The organism is Alteromonas sp. G4i13, assembly GCF_054960505.1.
In genome coordinates this window covers 17,112-43,458 of record NZ_JBHNYX010000008.1, presented here as the reverse complement: position 1 = coordinate 43,458, position 26,347 = coordinate 17,112, and the positions used below count along the sequence as shown (strand labels likewise).

At 45.1% G+C, this 26,347-nt stretch carries 22 protein-coding genes; 18 read left to right on the top strand and 4 right to left on the bottom strand.

All coding sequences use genetic code 11. The annotated features are described in order from the left end of the window. Positions 1-111 precede the first annotated feature (111 nt). Positions 112-1,065, top strand: a complete 954-nt coding sequence (locus ACFI6J_RS05480; protein ID WP_014975375.1) for a hypothetical protein — start codon at positions 112-114, stop codon at positions 1,063-1,065. Positions 1,066-1,205: 140 nt separating this feature from the next. Next, on the top strand, positions 1,206-2,531 hold the full coding sequence (locus ACFI6J_RS05475) for an alpha/beta hydrolase family protein (RefSeq protein ID WP_014947883.1): 1,326 nt from the start codon (positions 1,206-1,208) through the stop codon (positions 2,529-2,531). A 78-nt stretch (positions 2,532-2,609) separates the two neighbouring features. Here the strand turns inward: ACFI6J_RS05475 and ACFI6J_RS05470 are convergent, their stop codons facing one another. From ACFI6J_RS05470 to glpK, 4 genes are all read right to left on the bottom strand, one after another. Beyond that, entirely contained in the window at positions 2,610-4,739 is a 2,130-nt protein-coding gene (locus tag ACFI6J_RS05470) for an alpha-galactosidase (RefSeq protein ID WP_014947884.1), read from the bottom strand. 309 nt (positions 4,740-5,048) lie between these two features. After that, positions 5,049-6,503 carry an SLC5 family protein gene (locus tag ACFI6J_RS05465; RefSeq protein WP_075177610.1) on the bottom strand — a complete coding sequence of 485 codons (1,455 nt, stop codon included), beginning with the start codon at positions 6,501-6,503 and terminating at the stop codon, positions 5,049-5,051. 66 nt (positions 6,504-6,569) lie between these two features. Continuing rightward, the gene (locus ACFI6J_RS05460) at positions 6,570-9,314 is read right to left on the bottom strand and encodes a TonB-dependent receptor (protein WP_014947886.1); all 2,745 of its coding nucleotides are present in this window, start codon (positions 9,312-9,314) and stop codon (positions 6,570-6,572) included. Between the two features lie 305 nt (positions 9,315-9,619). After that, complete coding sequence (gene glpK, locus ACFI6J_RS05455; RefSeq protein WP_014947887.1) at positions 9,620-11,104, bottom strand: glycerol kinase GlpK; 1,485 nt, start codon at positions 11,102-11,104, stop codon at positions 9,620-9,622. Positions 11,105-11,264: 160 nt separating this feature from the next. On the opposite strand from glpK, the gene ACFI6J_RS05450 reads away from it, so the two are divergent. The 16 genes from ACFI6J_RS05450 (at position 11,265) to ACFI6J_RS05375 (ending at position 26,347) form a co-directional block, all read left to right on the top strand. Next, a complete protein-coding gene (locus ACFI6J_RS05450) occupies positions 11,265-12,023 on the top strand; it encodes a DeoR/GlpR family transcriptional regulator (protein WP_377948680.1) in 759 nt (252 codons plus the stop codon). A gap of 304 nt (positions 12,024-12,327) precedes the next feature. Beyond that, positions 12,328-13,875 (top strand): glycerol-3-phosphate dehydrogenase, encoded by a 1,548-nt coding sequence (gene glpD / locus ACFI6J_RS05445; RefSeq protein ID WP_377948678.1) that lies wholly within the window; start codon positions 12,328-12,330, stop codon positions 13,873-13,875. A gap of 108 nt (positions 13,876-13,983) precedes the next feature. Further along, positions 13,984-14,568: a phosphoglycerate mutase family protein gene (locus tag ACFI6J_RS05440; protein WP_462585773.1), complete on the top strand. Its 585-nt coding sequence runs from the start codon at positions 13,984-13,986 to the stop codon at positions 14,566-14,568. Positions 14,569-14,703: 135 nt separating this feature from the next. Next, positions 14,704-15,207 (top strand): hypothetical protein, encoded by a 504-nt coding sequence (locus ACFI6J_RS05435; protein ID WP_239240361.1) that lies wholly within the window; start codon positions 14,704-14,706, stop codon positions 15,205-15,207. Positions 15,208-15,373: 166 nt separating this feature from the next. Beyond that, positions 15,374-16,288: a type IV pilus biogenesis protein PilM gene (locus tag ACFI6J_RS05430; protein ID WP_156085765.1), complete on the top strand. Its 915-nt coding sequence runs from the start codon at positions 15,374-15,376 to the stop codon at positions 16,286-16,288. Continuing rightward, on the top strand, positions 16,285-16,911 hold the full coding sequence (locus ACFI6J_RS05425) for a PilN domain-containing protein (protein ID WP_061439056.1): 627 nt from the start codon (positions 16,285-16,287) through the stop codon (positions 16,909-16,911). Before ACFI6J_RS05430 ends, ACFI6J_RS05425 begins: the two co-directional genes overlap by 4 nt. Continuing rightward, positions 16,886-17,533 carry a type II secretion system protein M gene (locus ACFI6J_RS05420; RefSeq protein ID WP_061439059.1) on the top strand — a complete coding sequence of 216 codons (648 nt, stop codon included), beginning with the start codon at positions 16,886-16,888 and terminating at the stop codon, positions 17,531-17,533. The genes ACFI6J_RS05425 and ACFI6J_RS05420 overlap by 26 nt, the downstream gene beginning before the upstream one ends. 9 nt (positions 17,534-17,542) lie before the next feature. Next, positions 17,543-17,863 (top strand): agglutinin biogenesis protein MshK, encoded by a 321-nt coding sequence (locus tag ACFI6J_RS05415; protein WP_101563273.1) that lies wholly within the window; start codon positions 17,543-17,545, stop codon positions 17,861-17,863. Then, complete coding sequence (gene mshL, locus ACFI6J_RS05410) at positions 17,847-19,595, top strand: pilus (MSHA type) biogenesis protein MshL (protein ID WP_377948672.1); 1,749 nt, start codon at positions 17,847-17,849, stop codon at positions 19,593-19,595. Before ACFI6J_RS05415 ends, mshL begins: the two co-directional genes overlap by 17 nt. A 2-nt stretch (positions 19,596-19,597) precedes the next feature. After that, positions 19,598-20,500, top strand: a complete 903-nt coding sequence (locus ACFI6J_RS05405; RefSeq protein WP_462585769.1) for an ExeA family protein — start codon at positions 19,598-19,600, stop codon at positions 20,498-20,500. Beyond that, on the top strand, positions 20,497-21,723 hold the full coding sequence (locus tag ACFI6J_RS05400; protein ID WP_462585768.1) for a tetratricopeptide repeat protein: 1,227 nt from the start codon (positions 20,497-20,499) through the stop codon (positions 21,721-21,723). Before ACFI6J_RS05405 ends, ACFI6J_RS05400 begins: the two co-directional genes overlap by 4 nt. After that, positions 21,723-23,435 (top strand): GspE/PulE family protein, encoded by a 1,713-nt coding sequence (locus ACFI6J_RS05395; RefSeq protein ID WP_156085770.1) that lies wholly within the window; start codon positions 21,723-21,725, stop codon positions 23,433-23,435. The genes ACFI6J_RS05400 and ACFI6J_RS05395 overlap by 1 nt, the downstream gene beginning before the upstream one ends. Next, entirely contained in the window at positions 23,435-24,670 is a 1,236-nt protein-coding gene (locus ACFI6J_RS05390; protein ID WP_156085771.1) for a type II secretion system F family protein, read from the top strand. Before ACFI6J_RS05395 ends, ACFI6J_RS05390 begins: the two co-directional genes overlap by 1 nt. A 27-nt stretch (positions 24,671-24,697) precedes the next feature. Continuing rightward, the gene (locus ACFI6J_RS05385; protein ID WP_014975387.1) at positions 24,698-25,192 is read left to right on the top strand and encodes a hypothetical protein; all 495 of its coding nucleotides are present in this window, start codon (positions 24,698-24,700) and stop codon (positions 25,190-25,192) included. A 44-nt stretch (positions 25,193-25,236) separates the two neighbouring features. Then, positions 25,237-25,824, top strand: a complete 588-nt coding sequence (locus tag ACFI6J_RS05380) for a prepilin-type N-terminal cleavage/methylation domain-containing protein (RefSeq protein WP_156077752.1) — start codon at positions 25,237-25,239, stop codon at positions 25,822-25,824. Positions 25,825-25,846: 22 nt separating this feature from the next. Continuing rightward, positions 25,847-26,347 carry a type II secretion system protein gene (locus ACFI6J_RS05375; RefSeq protein ID WP_014975389.1) on the top strand — a complete coding sequence of 167 codons (501 nt, stop codon included), beginning with the start codon at positions 25,847-25,849 and terminating at the stop codon, positions 26,345-26,347.

Genomic DNA, 26,347 nt, shown 5'->3' with positions numbered 1-26,347 from the left:
CTTTCTTCCCCCGATTACCTTAAAATAATTTCATCATATTCCCATTGTTGTTTTCCCATAAACGCGATGAGTGAGCTTTAAGAATTACGTGTAAAAGGTTGGGTTTTTGCAGTGTCAGTAGTAGTAACCTTGGTGGCTTTTGTTTTGTTGTGTCTTAAAAGCAGCGTGCTGTTTGCGCAAACAGACGGCGAATGTGAAGGGGAAAGCTGCGCCTTCAAAAAGCCTACAGTAGTATGGTTGCGACCACCCGAGCTTGGAATTGAAGGCAGTGGTGTCAGTATCACTTCAGGGCCGATCTATGACGTCATGGCGTACCTCTCTACACACCTGCATAACTATGAACACCAATTTGAAGCTTATCCGGTTAAACGCGCATGGTCGTTGGTACAGCATCAACAATCCGCACAAAAAGTGTATTGTTTTTATGGCGCCGCTTACCAAGAAGAACGCGCTGAGTGGGGATATTACTCCCTGCCAACCTCTATAAACTTACCGCTACTCATTGTTGCAAGAAAAGCGCTTCAGCCTTCATTGAAAAATGAATTAGATACCGCGCAGTCTCAGCCAACGCAGGGATATTTTGAGTCCATTTCTTTACGCGCTCTGCTTCAGCAAAATTTGAGAACGGTACTCTACAACGATGTGAATAACGTATACGCCGATACTGTTGAGCAATGGGCTACAAAAAACAATGTGGTTCGTTTAAATGGGTTAAGCAAAGACTTAGGCATGCATACCATTGCCCTTCTGGAAAGTGGGAGAATAGATTTTGGCTATGTAGGGCACCGCGAGCTTTCAGCATTACCAGAAGAAGAACTCGATGCGCTTAATGTTTATCAAATCAGTGAACTGTCACAGCAGCTAAGAGGAACAAAGCGCTTACTGTGTTCTAAGAGTGAGCTAGGACAAGCGGTAACGAGTGATCTAGACAGCGCGCTAACTCACATTACATCCACGCCTATGAAAAGCCAAACCTTAAGAGACATTAACTTTGTGGCAGATGGATACCCTTTATTTCTTAAACCGCTTTTTGATGAAAGGTGGAAGCAATACCTTTCAAATTAAAGGCTTTCAAGGTGTTACGTTTTACCATTACTTTCATGACAATTCATGCTTAAAGCGCCCTGTTTTATTACCGCCCCTTATTCTTCTTAATCAACAATAATAATAGTGTTTGGCTTGTGCGATACCCGTGACGAGGTATTATGAATTTGCCTGTTAATAACGAGAAAATTACCCAAATTATGAAAACGTTATCCCTACTTTTTGGCGGTGCTGTTCTGGCTTCAGCGACCGCGGCCATATCTCCTTCGGTATCAGCTGCTCAAACGCTTTATAAGCCGTTTCCAGCCGACGTAATGCCATCGTTAAGTGACAAAGGTAACTATGATGTTGGCGTAAAGACAATCGAAGCGGCTTATCCTGTTAAAGTAAAAGACATTGCTGGTAATGAAGTCGAGCGATCACTTACTTTGGAGGTTTGGTATCCTGCAGCAAGCTCGGCTCAAAAGGCCACGTACATTAATGAAACAAGAAGTGGTCAGGTGTTTGAGGTACAAGCTGATGCAAGCCGTGATGCGCCTATAGCCGCTGCTGACACTGATTTTCCGGTAATAGTTATCTCTCATGGTTATACCGGTTACCGCACCCTTATGTTTTATTTAGGCGAACACCTCGCGTCTCACGGTTATGTAGTAGCGGCAATCGACCACACAGATTCCACAAACAAAGATGTTAATTTTGCAGAAAATCCGTATTCAGGTTTTCCAAGTACGTTATTAAATCGTTCACGAGACCAAGTTCTTACATTGAACAGCATCAGCGAAAATACCTTTTTTAAAGAGAGTGTGGATGCAAGCAAAGCGGGAGTGATTGGCTATTCAATGGGGGGCTACGGCGCAGTTAGCACGGTAGGAGGATGCTATGCTTTTAACGACCAAACCGCCGCAACCTTCACTGGTACACAAGATCCTAAAACGGCGGCGTTAATTAAAGAAGCGCTTAACACCTGCGCAGGTGGCAAGGCCAGTAGCGAAGAAGCATTACCAGCCTGGAAAGCGGCGCTAGCACTTGCGCCATGGGGCGGGCAACATCAGCTATTTGATGTGCAATCGCTAAACAATATTAAAGTTCCTGTTCTTTATGTTGCTGGGGATAACGACGATATTTCTGGCTACGACGGTATAAAGTGGTTATTCGATAATACCGGCAGTAAAGAATCTAAGTTACTAACCATCAAGAATGCACGCCACAATGTTGCACCTCACCCTGCACCTAAAGAAGCTTATGGCAGTGAATTTGATTTGGGAAGTTACATTGAGCCAGCATGGGAAGTGCAAAAGCTTAATGCCATTAACGAGCATTTTGCGCTTGCGCTTATGAACTGCCATGTGAAAGGTTTAAAAGATGATTGTGAATACCTGAACGTGAGTGGCAGTAGTGCCCAAGTACCCGTAGATGGCAAAAAGCCAGAGCCTTGGAAAGGGTTTGACGATCGCTGGGCGTTAGGCTTGGAGATGCAAAGCAAGTAAGCACCACAAAAAAGCGAGCAGCGGCGTAACACCGCTTAGCTCGCTTTAGCTTCTAGCTTTCGAGTCGAGTCTTCAGCTCTATACCGCTTTAACGGTATAAATTAGTGCAGTTTGCGGGAACAATACCGGCAGCTGCATGCCGTATTTCATCAATACTTCACCTGAGAATACTTGGCCATCAGTTTGTTGCAAAATAGACGGGGTGTATTCTTTTAGCTTTTCAGGCCATACACGCTCAATGGTGTATTGTTTATTAGCATCAAGACCTGCAAAGTAGAAGCGGTTTGGCGTAGTGCGAACAGTTTCCAAAACGCTGTTATATGCAAAAATACCTTCTTGCTTGTCTTTAGATACATAACCAAATTTTACGTTCATGCCGTCATCGTCCATGCGGAATAGATCGCCGCCGTGGGTGATATGACGATACTTTTTGTAAAGTGAAATAGCATCAGTAAGCACGCTTTGCTCGTGGTCAGTAAGTTCACGTGGGTCCATCTCTATACCCATATGGCCAAACAAGGCTACTGCCGAACGTATCTCAATAGGTAAGTGTCTACCCGTTATATGGCAGTCGCGCGGGCCAACGTGTGCGCCCATTACTTCAGCCGGGAAGAAATAAGAACAACCACGCTGAATATACAAACGGTCTAGTGCGTCGTTAGAATCCGACGTCCAGAAACGATCTGTGTGTGGCAAAATACCTAAATCTACACGGCCGCCGCCTGAACAACAGCTTTCTATCTCAATGCCTGGCTTAGCTGCCTTGACGCGGTCTATTAAGCTGTAAAGCGCAGCCATTTGACCATGCATCGCAGGTTTACCGTGAAGGTTGCCGGGGTGGTTTACGTCGCGGTTCATGTCCCATTTGATGTAGCTGATTTTGGGGTACGCCTTCAGTACATCAGTAATCACTTTGTAAAGGTACTCAACCACTTCGGGGTTGGTTAAATCCAATACGTACTGATTTCTGAAAGGGACGTGGGGGTTATCCTCGGTTTGCAGCGCCCACTCAGGATGTGCGCGGTACAGGTCGCTGTCAGGGTTTACCATCTCTGGCTCAAACCAAATACCGAATTCCATGCCAAGGCCAGTGACATGGTCAATGAGCCCGTCTAGTCCTTCAGGATAGATAGCTTCATCAACAAACCAGTCGCCAAGCCCAGCCTTGTCGTTTCTGCGCCCTTTAAACCAACCATCATCTAACACAAAGCGCTCAATGCCCAATGGTGCAACTTTATCGGCTAAGGCTTTTAGTTCATCTTCATTATGATCGAAATAAATTCCTTCCCATGTGTTGTAGTGCACCGGGCGAGGCTTCGATTCAGCACTGTGGTTTAGCACGTTGCTGCGAATGAAGTTATGGAACTGTTGTGATAGCGAAGAGAAACCTTCACAGCCATAGCCTGTGTAAAGCACGGGGGATGTATAGCTTTCGCCAGCGTTAAGTACCACTTCACCTGGAAATAATAACTCACCAAACTGCACATAGCTTCTGCCATCAGCCATAAGCTCGGCGCGAAGCTTGTGGTTTGCAGAAGCGCCAAGGTGATAGCCATAGCACTCACCGTTAAGTTCACCCGTGCCTTGAGGGAATGCAATCAGGCCAGGGAAGGTGTCGTGAGATGTTTTGCCTCGGCGATTTTCACGTACATAACTTCCAAAGAAGAGATCGTGATCTTTGGTTTGAAACTCTGCTGACCAGCGGCCTTCAAATGTTTTAATTTTACTTACGGAAGTAGGCAAGGGCAGGCTAGCAGCATTTAAATAGCCTAAATTGAGCGGTGTTTCGCCACTGTTTTCGAGACGAGAAACGTATTTTACTACGCTCGTTTTGTTATCGAGCTCAACAGTTGTGATAAGACGCATACCGCGGCGAGCGTCTTCGCTTACGAAAGCAACAGACTGTGCATCTTCATTTATTTCGGTCAGGCTAAAGCCTGCTGACCACTGGTCGGCATCGCCCGACACTTCAAGACCTGGCTGACCCGTCCAGCCGTCACCGTGAGTCGGTACCAACGTAATCGGCGGTTCAATTACGGGTGCGCATTTTGCTTCTTGACGGGTGTTTAAAACGCTCAGCATTTCTGGTGTTGTACTGTCACTTAATGGCGCACCATAGTAAATGACTTTGGGCATACGACCCTGGCAGTCGAATATTAATGTGGCTTTCTCGTTCGACAAACGAACGAATGATGTGAGTGACGACATAAAAACCTCATTTTACATGCCTAGATGTTTATAGCGCATGTTGTTAAAAGAAAAGATGACTGAAAAGTACAGAAGGAACATCCGTACGGTTTTATGGTTTTACAACGGTTTATCGAGCTTAATACCTGCTTTCTTGCACGGTCGTCGAGTAATTAAATCTGTTTCAATCACGCTTACAGAGTCTTCTCTCTGCTTTCATCTACTTCACAGCGTGTGGCGGAACAAAAGTAAGCAACAAACCGTACTTTTGCTCCGCCACAACCGTAGTAATCCTAGTTATCTGAACCAGCCAATATATGGCTGACCTTATTAGCCGTGTGCTTCTTCGCTCTCTATCAAACGACCACGCCATTCTGCCTTTTGCTTAAATACAACCCGATTTAAGACAAGGGCGAGGGCAATACAGCAAACCAATGTGACCAACATCAGGTGAATGTAGTGCAGGCCGAAAGGAGCGTGTACAAAGCTAAAGAAAGCGTATAGACCCACACCAAAGACAACTGCCGCTATTCCCGCGTTGGCGTTTACGTTATTAAATAGTAATCCAACAATAAAGATGGAAAGAATAGGCATACTTAACAACCCGAAAAGTTGTTGAAGCAGGTTGATGATGCTTTCTGCTTGCGCATACACAGGAACCATAACTAGCGATACAATAGTAAGCGCCGCGGTCACAAAGCCGCTCAAGCGCGCAACGTTTGGCTTCTTCTGAAAATACGCCTCGTGTATATCGCAGACATAAAGTGCAGTCGCAGAGTTGAGGTTACTGTTGTAAGTAGTGAGTACTGCTGCAGCGAGGGCCGCTGCAAATACACCTGATAGCCAGCTAGGTAAAACATCACCTACCAACGTACCGTAAGCGGCATCGTTGATATCGCCGTACAGCTTATACGAAATGATACCTGGAACTACGATAATGGTAGGAACAACGATAAAGCGGATGATCGCTGCAGCGTATACGCCTTTCTGTGCTTCTTTTAAATTAGGTGCAGCCATGGCGCGCTGAGTGATTACCTGATTCGTACTCCAGTAGAAAGTCTGGATAAACACCATACCGGTTAATAACGTGTGCCATGGTAGAGGTGAATCATTATCACCAATTAGGGTTAAGCGTTCGGCAGGTATGCCCGAGAAATCAAAATCGATTGCGAATAGTGCAAGAACGACAACAACAATCGCCATAGTCAAAAGCAATACGCCAGAATAGGTATCTGAAACTGCAACCGCGCGAAGCCCACCAAAGATAGCGTAGAAAGCACCAATCAATGCAAAAGCGGTGGCAACATACATAAGTGGAATGTCTACATTGAACATGTTAATCATGAAAAGCGAGCCGGTGTAGATTACGGCAGGCATGAAAATAAGGCTGCTACCTAGGAAGAAAAGAAGGCCTATTAGTGCTCTTATATGCTTGTTGTTATAGCGCATTTCCAGTAATTCGGTGGTTGTGGTGCACTGATAATGATAATAGACGGGAAGAAAAACTCGCGCGAGAATGATTAGGCCCGCCACCGCGGCAAATTCCCACCACGCAAGCAGTGCCATTTGGTTACCGTTCATCCCTACAAGTTGATCGGTACTTAAATTAGTTAACGTTATTGAGCCCGCGACGTATATCCATGTTAGTCCGCCGCCAGCTAAGAAATATTCTTTGTTTTCGTTGGCTTTACTATGCCCATGACCGCGACACTTTATATAGGTAAGAAGCCCGATAAGTGCGGTGATGAAAATAAAAACGACAAGTTGGGTTAAGCTGCCTGACACGAAAAACTCCTCAGCAGAATAAAGGCAAAAGGGGGCAACACCGCCCCCTTGATAGACTAGTTGTTATTAGAAGCTAGCACGAACACCTACAGCGTAACGAGCACCGTCAGCAACTTGTTGAACGAAATGTTCTGATAAGCGACCGCGACGCGTTAGCTCTTCGTCAGTAATGTTAATGCCTTCGAAGAATACCGTAAGAGACTCAGTTACATCGTAACTTACACTCATATCAACTTGGGTGTAAGTCTCAGTGAAACGAGGCTCGGTACCACCAAGAGTACTTACCGCTTCTTGCATAAAGGTTTCACGATTGTTCAGTGCAACACGCGCTTGGAACGCATCTTTTTCGTAGAACAATGTAATGTTTTGTGAGTTTCCTAAACCTGGTAGGCTAAATTCTGCATCTGAGTTAACGATAGTAGCATTAGCTTGGATACCGAAGCCGCTTTCAAGCGTGTGCAACCAAGCAAGCTCTAGACCTTCAACTTCAAGCGTATCGCCGTTACGAGGGCGCAGAACGCTAAATACATACTCGCCACTTTCTAAGAAAAGAGACTCATCAGCAACATCACCTGCAATGAAATCTTCCACTTCTTTGTTAAAGGCTGCTGCTGAGAAGTAGCTAGTATCATCGTAGTACCATTCTAAAGATACATCCCAGCTGGTCGCTTTATATGGCTTAAGTTCAGTGTTACCCGCTTGTGCTTGCAAGTTACCCGGACGGCTCACAGTAACATTAAATACAGGCACTAAGTCATCCATCATTGGACGCGTTAGCGTTTCAGAAAACGCATAACGTAGGTATAAATCGTCTGTTAACTGTAGCTTAACGTTTAAATTAGGAAGCAGCGAAGAGTAGCTGTTTTTCTCGTTAACCGGCGCACCTACTTCTGTTTCATAAACTACATTAAGGTCTGACGGATCGTTAGGGATTGGCTGAAGATCTCTTACAATCTGACTTGTCCCGTCTACTGAAGTGTCAGTTTCGCTGTAGCGGAAGCCAAAATTCACATCAAGTGGCATCTCTGAGATTTCAGTAGTGAAGTAGAATTGTGCGTACGCACTTAATACTTCTTCGCTCACTACGAATGAGTCATTGCTTGGCTGTGGGTTGCCAATATTTGTTGCATCAATCGCTGCGCGAACGTCATCAAACGATTCACCTGTAGCGTCTGCAATTTGCTGTACTGCTGCATCAGACGTTGCGTAGTCAAAGAACGCTTCAGGGTCGTAAGTTAGCCACTGATTAGGCACACCACCGAAGTAGTTTTGTGCAGTAAATACACTTAGAAGCTCGTCAGGAAGATCGAATGTGTAGCCACAATAAATGTCACAACCAGAAGCGAACAAGCGAGTATTAGATTTTTCACGATCTTGGAAATAGATACCGAAATCTGCTTTATAGAACGCATTGTCTGAATCAGGTACCCAAGAGAAGTCTGCACGGTATTCACTGATGGTATCTTCCGTGTCAAAACCGTTACGCTCATTGTAGTGCATACGACCTAGTGACGGTGTTTGCAAAGCGGCATCACCACCGGCAACAGTCAATGATGGGGTAGCACCTGTGAAATCTACACTGTATTCATTGTTATAACCCACAACAGTGAAGAAGTTGTCACCGCCACTGCTGTCTTCGGCAGTTGAAGTTGAGATATCAATGTTTGCAGTTAAGTTGTCGTTTACTAACCACTCAAAGTTTGCACCGAATGCTTGGATTTCAACATCTCGGCCGTAGCGGCGGCGAATAAAGTCAGTCGCACCACCAACACCGTCTACAACGGTGCTTGTTACACCTGATAGACTACCGTTGTCAGTAAAAGACATGTTGTCGAGGTTGCTATCAGAGAACCAATGGCCAACACTGTGTGCGTCTGAGTCAACTTCAAATTTAGAGTAAAGGCCATCTAAAGTAAGCGTCATGTCATCGTTAGGAGCATACTGAACAACAAGGTTACCAGATGTTCTTTCACGATCGACTAAATCAACGATTTGGTCAAAGTTCTGCGGAATGTACACACCGTTGAACTGAGCATTGTCAGCGTAATCAGGGTTATCTAGCTCAGAACGATTGGTTAGGCTAACTTCAGGACGCCAGTAGCGAGTTTCTAGCATGTTTGTTTGTAGCTTACGCTGTTGGAATGATGCAGCAGCTAACACACCTAGTTTACCATCCATAAAGGTATTGGTAATTAAGCCCGACATTTGTGGCGTTGTTTCTTCAGAAATGTCTTCGTACATGCCTTTTACACTTGCAACGGCCTTAAAGCCGTCAAATGCGAATGGGCGAGCAGTTGTGATTTCTACGGTTGAACCGATACCACCTTCTTGCATAGACGCGAGAGGGCTCTTGTAAACTTTTGCACCGCTAATAAGTTCAGCTGGAAGCGTATCGAAACTAAAAGCACGACCTTGGTTTTCTGTAGCAATTTGGCGGCCGTTAACAAGTACGGTGTTAAAATCTGGGCCGAAACCACGCACAGTAATAAATTGACCTTCACCACCTGAACGATCAATGGCAACACCAGTAATTCTTTGTAGTGATTCAGCTACGTTTTGGTCTGGAAATTTACCTAGGTCTTCAGCCGTAATACCGTCGTAAACAACATCAGATGCTTTCTTATCTAGCATTGATGCTTTCAGAGAGCTGGTAAAACCTTTAACTTCGATAACTTCCACTTCTTTATCAGTAGCAGTAGTTGCTTCCTGTGCCAGTGAAATAGGGGCGTGTAGGGCAGAGGCGATAGCAACACCTAAAAGTGAGCGTTTCGCGATAGGGCCTAACTGTGATGTGTTAATTTTATGTGTCACTGTGTTTTCTCCGTGAGTAGGCTACGTTTTAACGTACTTTGCACTTAAATTACGTTTTTAGTATGTGCGGATCAAGCTTATTAACAATACTTTTACACATTTAACGTTATATTTTCGTGATTATTATTTGTAACTTTATGAAAAATATAGCGTTTCTGATTTAAGGTAAAAGGTGAAACGTTTACCTTGGATCCAATACTAGCACAAAATGACAATGTAATTACAATGTTATAAAAAATTTTTTTGTATAAAAAAAGTGCGGCCTATAGCCGCACTTTATTAACAATCAGAAAAATAAAGGAAAATTAGCTGCAGCGGATACGGTCGACGGCGGCTTTCCAACCATCATAGGCTTGATCACGTTCTTGCTTGGTCAATCTTGGAGTGAAAACGCTATCACTCTTCCAACAATGGGTTAAATCGTCGATTGAATTGAAGACACCAGCCTGTAATCCTGCTAAGAAGGCAGCACCAAGAGCGGTGGTTTCCGTAATCTCAGGGCGTTCTACTTCAGCGCCCAATATGTCTGAAAGAAAGCCCATTACCCAATCATTACGCGACATACCGCCATCTACACGAATAGTTGTGGGGCGAGCGCCATCGCTTTCCATTGCTTTTTGCAGGTCCTTAGTCTGGTAGCAAACAGACTGAAGTCCCGCAGCAACGATTTCGCTAATGCCTGTGTCGCGGGTTAAACCTAAAATTGCGCCACGGGCATCTGGATCCCAATAAGGTGCGCCTAAACCAGTAAATGCCGGGACAAGGAAGACGCCGTTATCTTGTCTTGCTCGCTGTGCAAGTGCCTCAGATTCGGCGGCATCGTCGATAAGCTTCAGACCATCTCTGAGCCATTGAACGGTTGCGCCGGCCATAAAAATACTGCCTTCAAGCGCATAAGTCGTTTTGCCGTTTAAACGATACCCAACGGTGGTGAGTAATCGGTTTTTCGATTGCAAAGGGGCGTCACCAGTGTTCAATATCATAAAACAGCCGGTACCGTAGGTGCTCTTGGCCATGCCTTTTTCAAAGCACGCTTGGCCTACTAATGCTGCTTGCTGGTCGCCTGCTACGCCTTGGATAGGAATAGCTCTGCCTATGATGTCTTCTTTCGTTACACCAAAGTCAGCCGCACAATCCATCACCTCGGGTAGCATTGAGCGTGGGATATTGAATTTATTAAGTAATTTCTCATCCCAGCATTGGTTATTGATGTCGAACAGCATTGTACGCGAGGCATTGGTGGCATCAGTTTTGTGTGACTCACCACCCGTTAAGCGCCATATAAGGAACGTGTCTACGGTTCCAAACAGCAGCTCTCCGTCCTCGGCTTGCTGTCTTGCACCTTCTACATTGTCTAATATCCAAGCTACTTTTGTGGCAGAGAAATAAGGGTCTAACAGAAGCCCTGTCGATTCAGTAATGTGTGAGACGAGCTCTTCGTCTTCACTTAAATCACGACAAAGCTGGGCTGTGCGTCTGTCTTGCCAAACGATAGCCGGGTAGACAGGCTCGCCAGTGTTTTTATTCCACACTAAGGTTGTTTCGCGCTGGTTAGTGATACCAACGGCTGCGATATCTGATGGTGTTAATGAACATTTATTGAAAACTTCTTTGAGGGTAGAGACAACGCTTTCCCAAATTTCCTCTGGATCATGCTCAACCCAGCCATCTTTCGGATATTTTTGAGAGAATTCCTGCTGTGCAATAGCGTCTATACTGCCCTTTGGAGAAAAAATGATGCTGCGAGAGCTTGTTGTACCTTGGTCAATGGCAAGGATATGTTGTCCCATAAGGTCACTCCTGAAGATAGTTTTCATAGAGTTTGCATCATTTACACAGGATTAACAATGCTATATTTTCGAAAACGAACATTGGCGTTTCGTTTTGTTATGGGAACATTGAAGTTAAGCACGTATAATTGATGTAATTTTCTAATTCTGAGGACTCGCGATGAATCAAACGCAAAGACACGAAAAAATTGTTGGGCTTATAAAGCTACATGGTTTTATGTCTATTGACGATTTGGTCAGTGCTTGCGAAGTTACGCCGCAAACAATCCGCCGAGACCTTAACCAGCTTGCCGAAAACGGTGTGGTGAGCCGCTATCATGGTGGTGCTGGCCTAAACAGAAGTTGGGAAAACACGCCATATCAGGAAAGGAAAACCCAAAACAGCGAAGTCAAAGAGAAAATTGCTGAAGCAGTGGCTGCAATGATCCCTGACGGCGCATCGTTGTTCATTAATATCGGTACGACGACGGAAACGATTGCAACTAAGTTGCTCAACCACAAAAATCTTCACGTGGTAACCAACAATATTCACGTTGCTACCATTCTTTCGGCTAAAGAGGATTTCTCCGTCATAATTGCTGCCGGTGAAGTTCGCTATCGCGATGGCGGAATCATTGGCGAGGCAACCTGCGATTTTATAAGCCAGTTCCGCATGGATTACGGCATAATCGGTATCAGTGGTATTAGTTCGGACGGTGCACTACTTGACTTTGATTTCAGAGAAGTGAAAGTGTCCCAAGCCATTTTGGAACATACTCAACACGTTATATTAGCTGCGGACTACAGTAAGTTTGAACGCCGCGCAATGGTGGAGCAGGGGCACATTTCACAGGTTGATTGCTTGGTTTGTGATAAAACGCCGCCGCCCAGCATAAGCAAGATAATCGAAGAAAATAACATCTCCTTTGTCAAAGCGTGACCATCTATTTACCATAGTTTTCCACTACTCTTAAACCTGTTCTCGGTTTTGGTCGCATTCTACTTTTTGGCAGCCTTCTTTAAACATTACGCACTGTTGCCGCAAGCGCACTTACACACCACGTATTTTTCAATGTAAATCAGTCAAATATTGTTGCGATTGGATTTGTTCATTCCTTTTAATTACGAATTTTAACTTTCTTTAATGTTCGTAAATGTTCGTTTTGTGTTGACATGTTTTCTTTTTGCTTGTCAAATAGACAACCATATGAGGATATCCATATAAATACCACTAGAGGCAATGTATGAGTCAAAGCAATCAAACTGAACAGACAGTCGACGTTTTAGTCGTTGGCGGCGGTGTTAACGGCGTAGGCGTCGCGCTTGACGCTGCGGGACGCGGGCTTTCGGTTGCTTTGTGCGAGAAAGGTGACCTCGCAGGCGCAACGTCTTCTTCTAGCAGCAAATTAATTCATGGTGGACTTAGGTATTTAGAACATTATGAATTTCGCCTAGTGAAAGAAGCGCTGGCAGAACGTGAAGTGTTGTTGAAGAAAGCGCCTCACATCATGTGGCCGCTACGCTTTCGTTTGCCTCACCAAAAGCATTTACGCCCTGCGTGGATGATACGAATTGGTTTATTCCTCTATGACTCGCTGGCTAAGCGCAATATGTTACCGCGCTCACGTAAGCTAACGACCACCAGTGAAAGCCCGCTGGTTAGCGATATTTCAACGTGTTTTGAATACTCAGATGGTTGGGTAGATGACGCACGCTTAGTGGTACTAAATGCACTAGCTGCCCAAGATCAGGGGGCGAAGATATATACGCTTACTGAATGCGTTAAAGCTGAAAAGTTAGATAATTTGTGGAATGTGGAGCTTAAAACGTCTCAAGGGAAAACGTTTACAGTTAAGGCCAGGTCAATTGTCAATGCGGCTGGACCGTGGGCAGTATCGTTTCTAGATCGCTTGGTAAATATTCACAACCCCAATGCGATGCGCATGGTAAAGGGAAGTCACTTTGTCGTTCCCAAGCTATATAACTCTGATGAAGCGTACATTCTGCAAAATAAAGACGGGCGTATTGTATTCGTGATCCCTTACGAAGGTGATTTCTCACTTGTGGGCACGACAGACGAAGACTTTAAAGGTAATCCGTCTGACGCTGCAATTTCAAACGAAGAGACTGATTACTTAATTGATGTCGTAAACAACTACTTCAAGTCCAAAGTAACGCGCGAAGATATAGTCCATACTTACAGTGGCGTGCGCCCACTCTTAGAAGAGAAAAACGCGTCAGCACAAGAACTTACTCGGGACTATAAAGTAGAGCTTAAGGGTGAGGCTGGAAAGCCCGTATTACTTAATATCTTCGGCGGCAAGATTACAACCTATCGAAAGCTTTCAGAGCACGCAGTAGATAAACTTGTCTCATGTTTCCCGAAAGCGAAAAAAGCGTGGACCAAAGAAGTACCGCTACCAGGTGGTGCGTTTGAGAGTCAAGAATCGCTAGTTGCTCAACTAAATTCCGAGTTTTCTTGGCTGGACAACGCTATCGCTGAACGCTACGCAAGACAGTATGGTTTGCTATGTTATAAGTTTCTTAAAGGTAAAGCGTCAGTCGATGCTATGGGGACTCATTTCGGGGCTGGTATGTATCAGGCAGAAGTTGACTACCTTATAGATTGCGAGTGGGCTTGTTGTCTAGAAGACGTGATTTGGCGCAGAACAAAACATGGATTACGCTTGGACAAAGCCCAACAGGAAGCGCTGTCTTCTTATATCTCAACGAAAGTTTCTGGCGCAGTTCAATCGGATGAGTCTGTGGATGCTGTATTGGCAAGCGCCTAACCCATGAAAAGGTACGCATTAGAAGGAGCCATCTTTGCTTGAAAAGCGATAAGGTGGCTCAATCGCCATTGATTAGCTAGCCCAACAGGATAAAGTAGACGACTTAAAATGAACATGGACGTGATAAACAATACTTCCATCAAGGAAGTCGTACTTATTAGACACGGTAAGCCTCTCTCGGCGCATAATGACAAAGTAAACGCAGCTCAATATGCTCAGTGGGTGCGTAACTATGATAAATCGATACTCGATCCAACAAGTCACCCAAAGCAGAAGACCCATATCGACGACAGCTACATTGTGGTTAGCCCGTTACTAAGGGCTAAATTGTCTGCGGCTTATTACGGCGCGACTCAAATTGATGAAGAGTTGCCCCATCTTAAAGAAATGGATATTCCTTATTACAAACTTCCGTTCACCTTGCGCAGTTGGCACTGGGTCGTCTTAAGCCGTGCATTATGGTTTATAGGATTTAAAGGTCGATTTGAAAGTTTCAAAGCTGCCAAGCAAAGGGTTAATCTTGTTTCCGAGCGTATTGAAAAACTGTGTGAGAAACACGAGCGGATAGTGCTATTCGGGCATGGTATGACTAACTATTACACCCGAAAAACACTCATAAAAAATGGCTGGCAATTAAAGCAAAAAGACGGTGATTTTTGGGGAATTACGATATTGCACAAGCCGTTGCCATAATGCTGAGCCTTCGTTTTTAACCAGAAATTCTTAAGGTTTATTTATACCTACTTCATTTTTTCTTCAAAATGTCGATAAAATAGAACAATGCCTAACAAGCGCTAACGACTTGAACAAAGGCATGGGGAATCGACAATGAATAAAACCAACAAAAAGAAACCTTCCACGTCTAATGTTTTTAAAGCGGCTATTGCAGCTATTTTTGCAATTACCTTTGGCGTCACTATCAACTTTCTTCATACCGACGAGCAAGACACCACAATCACCGCATTTGCACTAAATCTAGATACGTTTAAGCGTCACGTCGTCTCGTCTCACTGGCAATGGCGAGTCCGCCAACCCACCACTATGATAATGCTGATTCACTACAACGAGTCGGGCAAAGAAACGAATCGTACTCCGGTGCGAATGAATCACAACGGATGGCCGACCGCAGAGCTTTCTAGTGAAGGGTGTGAAAAAATATGGACGTCGCTAATGGCGACACCACTGCGCGTGGACGGCTTTAAGATCCATGCAGACTACTATGCTGAACTTGAAGAGAACGAAGACAACTATTGGTGTCGCTTCAGCTTAAGTAGCGGCGCGTATTTCGACTATTTTCCTGCAAATGGAACAGTAACAAATTTAAGCGATTAAACTGGCCACATAAACGAGGGTGCACAATATAGGCCTATGCTTATATAGGTATTTGTTCTATTTAGATAATTAGTCTACTTTTGAGTTAATGCCATGTTACTTATTGGCGCCATAAGGTATTGTTGATTATAAGATAATACTCGGCATTAACGAATTAAGTAGATATATGCTTTCACGCTTATTTTCTTCGAAAAGTAAAAAAACTAGCGTCACTGTAGGCGTATCGGTCTGTGCTTCTGAGCTACACATTGTGGCTATAGAGCGCAGTGGCGACGCTGTTTCACTTAATTCTGTTTCTTCAATTCCCTATGATCAGCATCAGCCTCTCAAGCAACAGCTATCGGCGGCGTTAAGCCCGTTTGCTAAGTCGACCTGTAATGTTTCTATAGTGCTTTCACAGCATATGTACCACATGGTACAGGTTGATAAGCCAGAAATGGCAGAAGAGGATATTACAACAGCGTTACCGTGGACTCTCGGAGAGCTGGTTCCCTATGACTCCAGCAACATGGTTTTAGACTATGTCGACTACCCGGTTAAAAGTCGGAGTGGCGGCCAAAAGATAAATGTATTCGCTGCCGAAAGGTCCTCACTTGCTGCCGTCGCAGCGAGCATGGCAAAAAAGAAAGACAAGCAGCTTACACATATCCACACCAAAGAAGTGTTAGCAACTGAAATGGTGCCAAATGATGACTATGCGCGACTACTCATCATCCAAGAGCCCAACAGTGAACCGTTTTTAATGATAGTGCGCTCTCAGGCTATTTGGTTGGCACGTCGCTTACGTGGATTTGTAAGCAAAGTTAATGAGCAGACAGACCTGTCACAGCTAAGTGATACTTTGGGGTTAGAAATTCAACGCTCAATGGATTTCTATGAGTCGCAACTTAAGCAGCCACCTTTAAAAGAAATTCTGTTTAAAACTCAATTTGACTGTGTGCCAGTGATCGAACGGCTGAAGCCGTTTCAGCCCGTTGCCATGAATGTCTTTACTTCACAGCTTAATTTAGCCGATGTAGTTGAACCTGCCTGCCACTTTGCGTTAGCAAGTGCACTTGTTGCAGCGAGAGAGGTGGCATGAAAAGAACGATAAACCTCTATCAGGACTCTCTTAAACCAAAGAAAGAGCGGTTACCATTCTCGAAGGTACTTTGGCTTAATGGCGCGGCAATAGGTGTCATGTTGGTGGTGGTAATCGCGCTCAATATTACGTTGGGGGCGAAGCAGAAAAAGTTAAATGAAAAAACAAACGCGATTAGCCAACTGAATAGCGAAATTAAAACCTTAAGCGCTGCACTCGAGAAGAAACGAGACACCCAGTCGCTTCAGCAACAGCTTGAAAAGGTGAACGCCAAAATTGAAAACCGAAGACGTCTGTTAGCGTATCTTGATAGCGGAGAGTTGTCATTTGACGCAACAAAGTACGGCGAGGTGATGGACGACTTGGCTAATTTCCACAATCAGAACCTATGGCTGACGAGTATTGATATCGATACACAAACCATTCGCCTGTCAGGCCAAACCTTGGCGCCTTCATCTATACCTGTGTGGCTTAAAAAGTTGCAGCAGTCTCCGTTTTTCCAAGGTAAGTCATTTTCTTCAGTGCAGTTTGATGAAGTAGACGGCAAAGAAAACGTGAAACAATTCTTGATATCCACAGATTTTGAAGGAGACGCTGATGAATCAGTACCAGCAGCTCTCTGAGAAATTCTCCGCTCTTGAAAGCAGAGAAAAACAGCTAATTACATGGGTGAGTTTTGCTCTCATTATCTATCTATTCTTCTGGTTCGGTGTTTCGCCTGCACTTGATGACTTGTCTGCAACCGATAAAGCAGTCATCAGAAAGGAGAGCGAGCACAAAGCATTGGTCATTCAAAGAGATGCTATTCAAGAAGCGCTAACCATCGATTATACAAAGCGCACGCAGCTAGAACTCGATAAGGCCAGAAAAGACCTACTATCAATTGATGAGGCACTACTTTCACTTAATGAAGGGTTTGTCGCAGCCGATCGAATGCCCGAGCTGCTTATGACGCTTCTAAACGAAGAAGACAACGTACGTTTAGTGAATTTTAAGGTCGAGCCTACCGAAACAGTACGCTTTGGTGACGGTGAGTCTCAAAGCACACCGTTTTACCGTCATAACATGCGCTTAATTATTGAGGGAAGTTACTTTGACCTGCGTAGCTACCTAGCGCGCCTTCAAGCCGCGCCTGAAAAAGTCGTAGTAACAGATTTTGCTTACAACGTTGAAGCTTACCCAAGTGCCACGTTAGCACTGGGGTTAGCAACGGTAAGCAATAATGAAACCTTTATCTCGCTGTAAGGAGAGAGTGTGAAACGGTTAAGAATTGTGGTCACAGCTTTAGCGATAGCAACATGCTTACCTACAGTTGCGTCTGTCGACCCGACTAGGCCTGCAATCGCCAGTGCATCAGTGTCTAGCAATGATGATGCTGTAGCAGGAGAACTAGCACTTCAATCTATCTTTAAACGCAGTACAGGTTATAGCGCCATCATATCGGGTAAATCCTACCGCGTGGGCGACACACTTAACGAATACACCGTATCAAAAATTAACCCCAAGAACGTGGTTATCACTGACGGACGTCAGCAGAAAATACTAAGAATGTATGCATATGAAATTAAAAAATAGCCTCATTGTTAACACATTGGTTTTGTCTGCAGCGTTAGTTGTGGCAGGTTGCCAATCTTATGGTGTTGGCGAGGAAGTAAAACCTCATATTCGCGATGAACTAGCACGTTCTCAGAATACGACATCAAGTAAACCAACACCGCCCCCGCAGCTTAATCAAGAACTGCTGGCAGAGGTTGCCCGTTATCAAGCGTTACCTGCGCCAACATCACAGAAAATGTTTGCAGTTTCTGCTAACAATGTAGACGTGCGTCCGTTTTTCGACGCGTTAGTTGAAGACACACTTTACAGTGTCGCGGTTCATCCAGCCGTGTCGGGGCAAATTAGCTTAACGCTCAAAGAAGTGGCGTTAGAAGATGTATTAACCATTATTTCGAGAATGTATCCGTTAGACGTGTTTTTGGAAGGGAAAGTAATTCAGGTTATGCCTTCTCAACTAAAGACGGAATCTATCCCGGTTAACTTTCTTATGATCAAGCGCTTCGGTGTATCTAACGTAAGCGTTATTGCCGGTGGGGTAAGTGAGCAAGACCAAAACAATGGTGGCAACAACGGTGGAATTAACGGCAATAACAACATTAGCGGGAACGCGCTAGGTGGTCAGGGTGGTTTTGGAGGCCAAGGCGGACTTGGCGGCAATAACATCCAACAGCTCAATGGCTCAAACATTCAGACTACCAGTGAAAACGACTTTTGGAGCGATTTAAAAGAGGCACTAAAAGTACTGGTCTCTCCAACAGAAGGTCGCCAAGTTGTGGTTTCACCCCAAGCAGGCTTAGTGACCGTTCGAGCATTGCCCAGCGAAATCGCAGTGGTGAAAGACTTTTTAAACCAAAGCCAAGAGAGCTTACAGCGACAGGTGGTATTAGAGGCGCGCATTATTGAAGTCACGCTAAACGACGGCTATCAGCAAGGCGTGCGCTGGGATCGTATTGCAAGCGGCTTGACGGGCAGTGTGAACTTTGGCTTCAGCGGCGGGGCTATAGCGTCAAACTTTGCTGCAAATACCGCTGCAGGTATAGATCCAGCCATTAATGCAGTTAATGGCATAGGGAACTCAATCTCTACAGATATTGGCGGCGTTTCTACTTTGAGAATTTCACGAGGTGACTTTGACGGCGTTATCAATATGCTGCAAACCCAAGGTGATGTTCAGATGTTGAGTAACCCCAGAGTCACCGTTACTAACAACCAGAAAGCAGTGATTAAAGTCGGGCAAGACGAGTACTTTGTCACCGATGTGTCGACCAGTGAAGATCAAAGCGCGACTCAAACCGAAAACGAAAATGACATCGAACTTACCCCGTTTTTTTCAGGTATTGCCTTAGATGTTACCCCTCAAATTGACAGAAGCGGCTCGGTTATATTGCACGTTCACCCATCAGTAACGGAAACGGCAGAGCAGACTAAAGTTATTCAGGTGGGCGATCAGCAAATCTTGCTGCCACTGGCACAAAGTAATATCCGAGAGTCAGATACGGTAATTCGTGCCCGCGATGGAGAAATTGTCGTAATTGGTGGTTTGATGGAAACCGTTACCAGTGAGCAAGAATCAAAAACGCCTTTGTTGGGTGACATTCCATTCATTGGTAATGCGTTTAAAAACAAAGCCAAAACGCAAAGTAAGCGCGAGCTGGTGATCTTGATACGCCCATCAGTTGTGCAACCGGACACGTGGGAAAAACAACGTCTTCGCACTCAGTCATTACTTGATCAGTGGTATAGAAACTAATTATGTATCAGGGCTTTTTTCACTTCACAGATATGCCGTTTTCGCTTACCCCGAATACGGATTTCTTTTGTGCGCTTGCGCCACACAATGAAGCGTTAAAAGTCATTTTATCAGCATTGAGTATGTCTGAAGGCTTTATAAAAGTAACCGGTGAAGTCGGTACAGGTAAGACATTGTTATGCCGTAAATTAATTAATCATCTGTCTGATAAATTTGTAGCCTGCTATTTACCCAATCCATACCTTTCGCCTGATGAATTACGCCAAGCATTTGCGAGGGAATTAGGTATTGTCCCGGAGGGAAATAGTGATAATCAAGGCTTACATAATGCAATAGAGACAAAGCTATTAGCCCTTAAAAAAGAGGGACGACAAGCGGTATTAATCATTGACGAAGCGCAGTCGCTGAGTTGGGATGCTCTTGAGATGCTGCGTCTTTTCAGCAATTTGGAAACGGAAAAAAGTAAGCTGCTTCAAATTGTCTTGTTTGGACAGCCTGAACTTGATGACAACCTGGCAAACCCTAAAGTAAGACAAATCCGCCAGCGAATAAGTTTTTCCTACACTTTACGCACAATGACGTCAGCCGAAGTCGATTACTATATTGGTCACCGGTTGACGACAGCAGGTGGTGACGAACAGTTGATATCTAGAGGGCTGCGCGCATTTATAGCGTTGGTTACCAAGGGCACGCCTCGCTTGGTTAACATAGTTTGTCATAAGATTCTTTTACGCGCATATGGTCAGGGCAAGGCGTCGGCGACCTGGTCACATACCCTAAGCGCCGTTTTCGATACACATGACTGTAAACGCCGACTTGTCCCAAGGCAGAGTCTTGTTATTTTGTCGCTTGCTGTGGTGGCAGTAGCAAGTGTACTCCATGTATACGGCGCAGGTGGCATATGAGTATTTTGAATGACACCTTAAAGTCACTGGATGAACGCAATAAAAGTGAAGACTTTGGTTTGCCGCCAACCGTTGAAGTCAGTCAACGTCCAGTTTGGCCAAAAGCGCTCATGATCATCGCCGTTTTGGTGTTTGTAGTATGGTTAGTAATTACACTTTTATCTGGTACTTCCCATCGCGAAAAAAATGAAGATGGGTTAAGCACAACGGCCGTTTCAAGTGCCCCAAGCGTTAACAACCCGTCTGCTGAGAGTACAATATCAGAGCGCGTTGCCGATAGCACAGCAGATATAAATGCTCCGTCACAAGGAATGCAATCAACCCCGTTATCTGAAAGTGATATGGCGCTACAAAACCGTGAGTCAGATGTGGCTGAGCTTGTTTTCAATACCGTTGATGAGTCATTAGAGGATGATGAAGCTCAATACAGAAAAAGGGTTACAACTACGGTATCAGCAACCAGCACAGCTGATGAAGCGAAGGCGTCAAACGTCAATAACAGCGCAAACGCCAGTAGCCCTCAATCAGAACTGTCTGCGGTTAGCAAAACACAACCCTCAAGCTCGAAGGCCGCAGAGCCTAAACCCACAAATATCATAACCAGAGAGCCTGTAGTTGAGGTAGCACCTAAGTCACCTGAACAACAAAGTGCTGTGCATTTAGAAGCAGGACTTAAAGCGTATAACTTTGGCATTTTTGATGAGGCTCAAAAAAGCTTCACGCTAGCACTGGCAACCTTTCCGCAAAATGACGAGGCGCGCAAGCAGCTGGCTGCACTTTATTTTGGACAAAACAATAATTTACAGGCTCTGCAGGTACTTTCAGAGGGCATTGTGATCTCGCCTAGCGAATTAATTTGGCGAGAGCTAATGGCCAAAATTCTGGTGCAGGAAAGCCGCTTCGAAGAAGTATTGAATTTGATGCCTGATAGCTTGGATGCTAAAGCGTTAGCCGAAGGCCGTGCCGACTATCTAATTTTAAAGGGCACCTCTGCTCAAACCATCAATAAGTCAGAGCAAGCGATATCAGCATTCAGCGCTATGACATCGCTACAGCCTAATAATGCGAAATGGTGGTTGGCACTAGGGGTGAATTATGACGCATTGGCAGATGAGCGCCTGGCGATATCATCTTATTCCAGGGCACTCGCCATTGGCGGGCTTTCCTCTGCATCTGCACAATATGCAAACTCGCGTCTAACTGATTTACAGGAGCAGCCTTAATGCGACCTCGATTAAAGATGCGCCTTGGCGACTTACTCGTTCACGAAAACATTATCTCCAGTGAGCAGCTTGACAATGCGCTTGCGGCGCAGCGAACGTCAGGGCGCAAACTAGGGGATACACTTATCGATTTGGGCTTTATCGGCGAACCCCAGCTTCTTCGCTTCTTGGCACAGCAGCTAAATATTCCTTTCTTGGATATAACACAGCGCCGTATAGATCCAGAGCAAGCTCAGCTTATCCCAGAGACTTACGCACGTCGCTACCGTGCCTTAGTGTTAGAGGCGGACGACGATGAAGTGCTGCTGGGCATGAGCGACCCAACGGACTTGGGAGGCTTAGACCAACTCGGCCCGTTAGTCGCTCCTCGAACCATTGAGCTGGCTATTGTGCAAGAGAACCAAATGCTAGAGGCATTTGATTCTGTTTACCGCCGTACCCAGGACATTGCGTCGTTTGCTGAAAAACTAGGTGAAGAGTATGCAGACGAGGCTGATTTTGAGTTGTCAGCACTTGATGACACCACCTCGGATGCTACGGTCGTTAAGCTGCTTCACTCCATATTTGAAGATGCCGTTCAAGTTAGGGCATCAGATATTCACATCGAGCCCGATGAAAAAATCCTGCGCATTCGTCAACGTGTCGACGGCGTTTTGCAAGAAAACACGCTCAACCAAGTGAAAATAGCGTCGGCGCTGGTACTACGCCTCAAACTCATGTCTGGCTTGGATATATCTGAAAAGCGAATTCCACAAGACGGACGATTTAATATTAAAGTGAAAGGACACACCTTAGATGTGCGTGTGTCGACCATGCCGGTAGCCAATGGAGAAGCGGTAGTTATGCGTTTATTAGACCAGTCTGCTGGCCTTCTAACGCTAGACCAAACCGGTATGCCCGATGCTATGGCAGAGAAATTTAGAGCTGCCATTAATCGTCCCCACGGTATGATCCTGGTAACGGGGCCTACGGGTTCCGGTAAAACTACGACTCTGTATGGGGCACTTAGCGAACTCAATAAGCCTGACCTTAAAATCATAACGGCTGAAGACCCCATTGAATACCGTCTACCGCGAATCAACCAAGTTCAGGTTAATGCCAAAATTGGGCTGGACTTTGCCGCCATTCTTCGCACTACGTTACGTCAAGACCCCGACATTATCATGGTGGGGGAAATGCGTGACCAAGAAACCGTAGAGATTGGTCTTCGAGGTGCATTAACCGGCCACTTGGTATTAAGTACGCTTCACACCAACGACTCAGTAACCAGCGCTATTCGCCTTATCGATATGGGCGCGGCGCCGTATTTGGTTGCTACTTCATTACGAGGAGTGCTTGCACAGCGTCTGGTTCGTAGGGTGTGTGAAAACTGTAAAGAAGAAAAGCCTGCAACCGCCCAAGAACAAGCGTGGGTTGGCTTCTTGAAACCTGAGTTAGCCTCTGCCACCTTCTATAAAGGGCGCGGGTGCAACAGTTGTAATCACACAGGATACAAAGGCCGGATAGGTGTTTTTGAATTTCTGGAAATGAACGAGGACATGATGGAGGCCTTGCGTGAAGACGACACGCAGGGCTTCGTAGATGCGACTAAGGCGAATAAAGACTTTGTTCCTTTATCTCACATGGCACTGGACTACGCAGCTCAGGGCAAAACTTCTTTAGATGAAGTGTTCAAAGTCGCTGAATTTGTTCCTGAAGTGGTGAATCACTAATGCCACAGTTCAAGTACGCAGGTAAGTCAACGCAAGGCGGGCCTCAAAAAGGGGTTATTGAAGCCGCGTCAGCGCAAGCCGCAGCACAAGCCTTGCTGTCACAAAACATTGTGCCTCTTACCATTGTTGAATCAAAAAAGCGCAGTGCAGAAAATGAAGGAGACGGCTTCGATATCACGCGTTTATTTCAACAAAAGGTGGGACTGGATGAAATGATCATTTTTTCCCGCCAAATGTACTCATTGTTAAAGGCCGGTATTCCCATTATTCGCGCCATTAAAGGCCTAAGCGAAAATGCATCGCACAAACGCTTTCAAGAGATTTTGAAAGATATTGCAGACCAGTTAGAGCAGGGACGAAGTCTGTCTTCTTCCATGGCTAAATATGAAAAGGTGTTTACGAGACTTACCATATCCGTGGTGGTGGTAGGTGAAAATACCGGTAAATTAGACGACGTATTCCTACAGCTTGCCCTCTATTTCGAACGCGAGCAAGAAACCCGCAAGCGCATAAAATCGGCGCTGCGCTATCCCACTTTTGTGTTAATTGCGCTAGCAATTGCCATGTTTATTTTAAATCTATTTGTTGTGCCAGTGTTCACCCAAATGTTTGAGCGCTTTGACACTGAACTTCCAATTATGACCCGCGTGTTAATTGGTACTTCCAATTTCTTTGTGAACTATTGGTGGCTGCTAATTATTGTGATTGTGGGAGGGATTTTCACAGTTAAACAATACGTTAATTCGACTAATGGACGACTCAAATGGGACAAATTTAAACTAAAGTTGCCTGTCGTGGGCGGCATTATTGAGCGATCATTACTTTCAAGATATAGCCGAAGTTTTTCAATGATCTTGCGTGCAGGCGTGCCGTTAACCGCAGGCCTTTCACTTACTGCCGACGCCGTTGACAACGCGCACATGCAAAAGCGCATTAAAGAAATGCGGCAAGGGATCGAAAAAGGCGAAAGTTTGCTGAGAGTTTCGAAAAATAGCGAACTGTTTTCTACACTTGTACTACAGATGATTGCAGTAGGTGAGGAGACGGGGCGACTAGAACCGTTGTTAGAAGAAAGTGCTGACTATTACGAACGTGAAGTCGACTTCGACTTGAAAAGTTTAACGGCCAAAATCGAACCTATTTTGATTGGTTTTGTTGCGGTAATGGTATTGATCCTGGCGCTTGGCATATTTACGCCAATGTGGAACATGATGTCGGCGGTGAAAGGCGGCTGATAAAGCGCTTTATAACTGGGGAAAAGCGTGGCAAGCACCAAAACGGGGTTACTTAATTTTGTTGTTATAGGCGTATTGCTTGCTGTTATTGGGACAACATACGTGTTTTACGCGACACCAATTATTGATGAAGCGGAAAAGGTTAACAAAGAGAACGCGGTTGCACAGTTTCAGCGAGTGGTGATGTTAGCCAGGGCACAATGGATAAAGACTAAGCAAGATACTGTGCTTATTTACGAAACTGAGTTTGACGCTGGTGGCAAAGTTAAACAGCACAAAGATGTGGCGGCAGAGCTATACATTAATGAAAAAGGCTGGCCCGAAGGACTTGAAAAAGAACAGGGGAATGCGTGCGAATACATGCTGACACTTGCAACCTTAAGAGAAGGTGAAGCGCTGTCAACAGTGACCGTAAGCGACCAGTATGCAAACGGTTACTTACAATGTGCATTCTTTTGGGGAAAAGAGATTTGGTTTGAATATAACGCTGGTAGCGGCGTTGTCAGGCAAAGAAATAGTTGATTAAACGGCGGCACAATTCGCCTTATCGTCATCAAGGAGATGTTATGAACACCAAACAACAAGGCTTTACGCTAATCGAGCTGATAATTGTTGTAATCATTCTAGGGTTGCTTGCGGCCACAGCATTACCACGCTTTATAGATGTTACTGATGAAGCTCGGGAAGCAAGTGTTGAAGGTGTCGCTGGTGGTTTTGCCGCAGCGGTAGGTCTTGTAAGAGCGCAGTGGGAAGTTGAAGGCCGTCCGAGCGGGAATAATGGAAATGGGAACGGCACAGTAATCACTTACGATCAAACGCAAGTAGGGGTAGACGGCACCATTGGTTACCCAACGGGAAGTTCTACAGGCAACACACTTATTTCTACCGTTAACGACACTGAATGCAAAAACGTCTTTGACCTAATTCTTCAGTCAGCACCAACAAATACAACGTCGACGAACGACACCGTTGTTGCTGATTTCAGATATGCCGTTCGAGAGGACGATTCAGGTGCAAACACTCTCTGTGTTTACTACTTAGTTGAATCTATGGGTTTACCTAATAGCTCAGCACCGGCAGACGGTACGCCAGACGGTACAGCGTACGACGGTTTCACTTACAACCCAGCCACTGGCCAGGTTACTGTTTTTTAATTAATACCTAGGAAGTTTAACTATGCAAAAAGTATCAACACAACAGGGTTTTACCCTAATCGAGTTAATCATTGTTATTGTGCTGCTGGGTATTCTAGCGGTAACCGCAGCACCTAAGTTTTTGAACCTTCAAGATGATGCGCGTGACGCAACGCTTGAAGGAATTAAAGCCTCTCTTCAAACCTCGGCGTCGGTTGTTAATGGTAAAGCTTTGATCAACGACGTTTTGGGTACCACAGACACACCAGTAACGTTAGATGTTGGATCTGATAACGTGACTATTGTAAACGGGTACCCGCAAGCGACTGAAGATAATATGGCAGCATTGCTTGATATAGATGCTGCAGACTTTGGTACAGAAGAGATTTCAGCTTCGAACTCTGTGTTAGTTTATGCAACCGGATTCAGTGACTACTCTTCGACAGCACCTACAGAAACTGAGGCACCTTGTTCAGTAGAATACTTTAATTCTACTGGTGAAGGTGTACGCCCTGTAATTAAAGTCAACTCTTGCGTTCAGTAA

Coding starts and splice junctions, on each gene's coding strand:
- ACFI6J_RS05475 (WP_014947883.1), top strand. CDS start 1,206: ATGAATTTGCCTGTTAATAACGAGAAAATTACCCAAATTATGAAAACG.
- ACFI6J_RS05470 (WP_014947884.1), bottom strand. CDS start 4,739: ATGTCGTCACTCACATCATTCGTTCGTTTGTCGAACGAGAAAGCCACA.
- glpK (WP_014947887.1), bottom strand. CDS start 11,104: ATGGGACAACATATCCTTGCCATTGACCAAGGTACAACAAGCTCTCGC.
- ACFI6J_RS05450 (WP_377948680.1), top strand. CDS start 11,265: ATGAATCAAACGCAAAGACACGAAAAAATTGTTGGGCTTATAAAGCTA.
- glpD (WP_377948678.1), top strand. CDS start 12,328: ATGAGTCAAAGCAATCAAACTGAACAGACAGTCGACGTTTTAGTCGTT.
- ACFI6J_RS05440 (WP_462585773.1), top strand. CDS start 13,984: ATGAACATGGACGTGATAAACAATACTTCCATCAAGGAAGTCGTACTT.
- ACFI6J_RS05435 (WP_239240361.1), top strand. CDS start 14,704: ATGAATAAAACCAACAAAAAGAAACCTTCCACGTCTAATGTTTTTAAA.
- ACFI6J_RS05430 (WP_156085765.1), top strand. CDS start 15,374: ATGCTTTCACGCTTATTTTCTTCGAAAAGTAAAAAAACTAGCGTCACT.
- ACFI6J_RS05425 (WP_061439056.1), top strand. CDS start 16,285: ATGAAAAGAACGATAAACCTCTATCAGGACTCTCTTAAACCAAAGAAA.
- ACFI6J_RS05420 (WP_061439059.1), top strand. CDS start 16,886: ATGAATCAGTACCAGCAGCTCTCTGAGAAATTCTCCGCTCTTGAAAGC.
- mshL (WP_377948672.1), top strand. CDS start 17,847: ATGAAATTAAAAAATAGCCTCATTGTTAACACATTGGTTTTGTCTGCA.
- ACFI6J_RS05405 (WP_462585769.1), top strand. CDS start 19,598: ATGTATCAGGGCTTTTTTCACTTCACAGATATGCCGTTTTCGCTTACC.
- ACFI6J_RS05400 (WP_462585768.1), top strand. CDS start 20,497: ATGAGTATTTTGAATGACACCTTAAAGTCACTGGATGAACGCAATAAA.
- ACFI6J_RS05395 (WP_156085770.1), top strand. CDS start 21,723: ATGCGACCTCGATTAAAGATGCGCCTTGGCGACTTACTCGTTCACGAA.
- ACFI6J_RS05390 (WP_156085771.1), top strand. CDS start 23,435: ATGCCACAGTTCAAGTACGCAGGTAAGTCAACGCAAGGCGGGCCTCAA.
- ACFI6J_RS05380 (WP_156077752.1), top strand. CDS start 25,237: ATGAACACCAAACAACAAGGCTTTACGCTAATCGAGCTGATAATTGTT.
- ACFI6J_RS05375 (WP_014975389.1), top strand. CDS start 25,847: ATGCAAAAAGTATCAACACAACAGGGTTTTACCCTAATCGAGTTAATC.